Below are 3,267 nucleotides of genomic sequence, written 5' to 3'. Positions count from 1 at the left end.
ATTGACACCCCAGGTCACGTTGACTTCACCGTTGAAGTAGAACGTTCACTGCGGGTTCTTGACGGTGCTGTTGTTGTTCTGTGTGCCTCTTCAGGCGTACAGCCGCAAACTGAAACTGTATGGCGTCAGGCGAACAAATACGAAGTTCCTCGTATGGTGTTCGTGAACAAGATGGACCGTATGGGTGCTGACTTCATGAACGTTGTGAAGCAGATGAAAACCCGTTTGGCTGCCATCGCTGTGCCTTTGCAGATTCCAATCGGTGCGGAAGAAGACTTCAAAGGTGTTGTTGACCTCGTAAAAATGAAAGCCATTAACTGGAATGAAGAAGACCAGGGTATGACTTTCACTTACGATCCAATTCCTGAAGATCTTATGGACGAAGCTGAAGAGCTGCATAACGAGCTAATCGAAGCAGCAGCAGAAGCAAACGAAGAGCTGATGGAAAAGTATCTTGAAGGCGGCGAGTTGACAGAAGAAGAAATTAAATTCGGCTTACGTCAGCGTACCCTGAACAACGAGATCATCCCAGTTCTGTGTGGTTCTGCATTTAAGAACAAAGGCGTACAAGCAGTACTTGACGCAGTTATCGAATACTTACCTTCACCAACTGAAGTAAAAGATATTCGTGGCGTACTTGAGAATGGCGAAGAAACCACTTGTGGTTCAACTGACGAAGAACCATTTGCGGCATTAGCGTTCAAAATCGCAACTGACCCGTTTGTTGGTACCTTGACCTTCTTCCGCGTTTATTCAGGTGTTGTTAATGCAGGTGAATCTGTATACAACGCGGTGAAGCAGAAGAAAGAGCGCTTCGGCCGTATCGTACAGATGCACGCGAATGACCGTCAGGAACTGAAAGAAGTTCGTGCGGGTGACATCGCTGCAGCAATCGGCTTGAAAGACGTAACGACCGGTGACACTTTGTGTTCACACGACCGTATCGTTGTGCTTGAGCGGATGGAATTCCCTGAGCCGGTAATCTCTGTTGCGGTTGAGCCGAAAACCAAGGCTGACCAAGAGAAGATGGGTATCGCGTTAGGTAAACTAGCGGCAGAAGATCCATCATTCCGTGTTAAGACTGACGAAGAGTCTGGTCAAACGATCATTTCTGGTATGGGTGAACTGCACCTTGATATCATCGTTGACCGTATGAAGCGTGAGTTTAAAGTTGAGTGTAACGTTGGTAAACCACAGGTTGCTTACCGTGAAACGATCCGCAAGAAAGTGGAAATCGAAGGTAAGTTCGTTCGTCAGTCTGGTGGTCGTGGTCAGTACGGTCACGTTTGGTTACGTATGGAGCCATTGGCTCTGGATACGGCACCAGCGGGTAAAGACGAAGACGAAGCGCCTACTTACGAGTTCGTTAACGAAATCGTCGGTGGTGTGGTACCGAAAGAATACATCCCTGCGGTTGACAAAGGCTGTCAAGAGCAGATGAACAACGGTGTACTTGCTGGCTTCCCAGTATTGGGTGTCAAGGTTACCTTGTTCGATGGTTCTTACCACGATGTTGACTCGAACGAAATGGCGTTTAAGATCGCTGGTAGCATGGGCTTCAAGAAAGGTGCTCTGCAAGCGAACCCAGCTCTACTTGAGCCAATCATGCAAGTAGAAGTAGTTACCCCTGAAGACTTCATGGGTGACGTTGTGGGTGACTTGAACCGTCGTCGCGGTATGATCGAAGGTATGGACGATGCTCCAGGTGGACTGAAGCAAGTTCGTGCACAGGTACCATTAGCTGAAATGTTCGGCTATGCTACTGACCTGCGTTCACAAACTCAGGGTCGCGCATCATACGCAATGGAATTCTTGAAGTATCAAGAAGCTCCAAACAACGTCGCAGAAGCAGTAATCGCTGCTCGTGCAACTAAAGATAAAGAATAGTTGAGGTCTGGTCCCGGTCCTTGCGGACCGGGCTTTTAACTTTAAAAAGGAAAGAGCAATGGCTAAAGCAAAGTTTGAACGTTCTAAGCCGCACGTAAACGTAGGTACTATCGGTCACGTTGACCACGGTAAAACTACTTTGACGGCTGCAATCACTACAGTATTAGCAAAGCACTACGGCGGTGCTGCACGTGATTTCGCACAAATCGATAACGCGCCAGAAGAAAAAGCGCGTGGTATCACCATCTCTACGTCACACGTAGAGTATGATACTCCGTCACGTCACTACGCCCACGTAGACTGCCCAGGCCACGCTGACTATGTTAAAAACATGATCACTGGTGCTGCACAGATGGACGGCGCTATCTTGGTAGTTGCTTCTACTGACGGCCCTATGCCACAAACGCGTGAGCACATCTTGTTGTCACGTCAGGTAGGCGTACCTTTCATCGTTGTATTCATGAACAAATGTGACATGGTTGACGACGAAGAATTGTTAGAGTTGGTTGAGATGGAAGTTCGTGAACTTCTTTCTGAGTACGACTTCCCAGGCGACGACTTGCCAGTAATCCAAGGTTCAGCATTGAAAGCATTGGAAGGCGACGAGCAGTGGGAACAGAAGATTCTTGAGCTAGCAGAAGCTTTAGACTCGTACATCCCAGAGCCAGAGCGTGACATCGACAAGCCGTTCTTGATGCCAATCGAAGACGTATTCTCAATCTCAGGTCGTGGTACGGTAGTTACCGGCCGTGTTGAGCGTGGAATCGTGAACACGGGTGACGAAGTTGCTATCGTTGGTTTGAAAGAAACCACGAAGACTATCGTAACGGGTGTAGAGATGTTCCGTAAGTTGCTTGACGAAGGTCGTGCAGGTGAGAACATCGGTGCATTGTTACGTGGTACTAAGCGTGAAGACGTTCAGCGTGGTCAGGTACTTGCGAAGCCAGGTTCAATCACGCCACACACTGACTTCGAAGCGGAAGTATACGTACTGAGCAAAGAAGAAGGTGGACGTCACACTCCATTCTTCAAAGGCTACCGTCCACAGTTCTACTTCCGTACCACGGACGTAACTGGTTCAGTCGAGTTACCAGAAGGCGTAGAGATGGTCATGCCTGGTGACAACCTGAAGTTTGTAGTTCAGTTGATCGCGCCAATCGCGATGGACGAAGGTTTGCGTTTCGCAATCCGTGAAGGTGGCCGTACCGTAGGTGCAGGCGTCGTATCTAAAATCATCAAGTAATTAGATACGCTTCACATGAAAAGGCTCCTTCGGGAGCCTTTTTTGTGCCCGTTCGCCAAGTTATGGTCGGGTGCTGTTGTCGCTTCCGCCGCCAAGCCGGAGGGGGTCTGAATATCGCTTCCGCGCCAAGCCGGAGG

The 3,267-nt window shown here is 48.9% G+C and carries 2 protein-coding genes; both read left to right on the top strand.

All coding sequences use genetic code 11. The features are described 5' to 3' along the window. A partial coding sequence (fusA, locus tag J5F18_RS20465) for an elongation factor G (protein WP_346300321.1) occupies positions 1-1,887 on the top strand: 1,887 nt, incomplete at its 5' end. 58 nt (positions 1,888-1,945) lie between these two features. Beyond that, a complete protein-coding gene (tuf, locus tag J5F18_RS20460) occupies positions 1,946-3,130 on the top strand; it encodes an elongation factor Tu (RefSeq protein WP_346300320.1) in 1,185 nt (394 codons plus the stop codon). Positions 3,131-3,267 lie beyond the last annotated feature (137 nt).

The sequence above is a fragment of the Halomonas sp. BM-2019 genome (genome assembly GCF_017584085.1).
This window is presented reverse-complemented; position numbering and strand designations above follow the sequence as displayed.

Excerpts from the sequence above, each read along its gene's own strand:
- tuf (WP_346300320.1), top strand. The coding sequence starts at position 1,946 with ATGGCTAAAGCAAAGTTTGAACGTTCTAAGCCGCACGTAAACGTAGGT.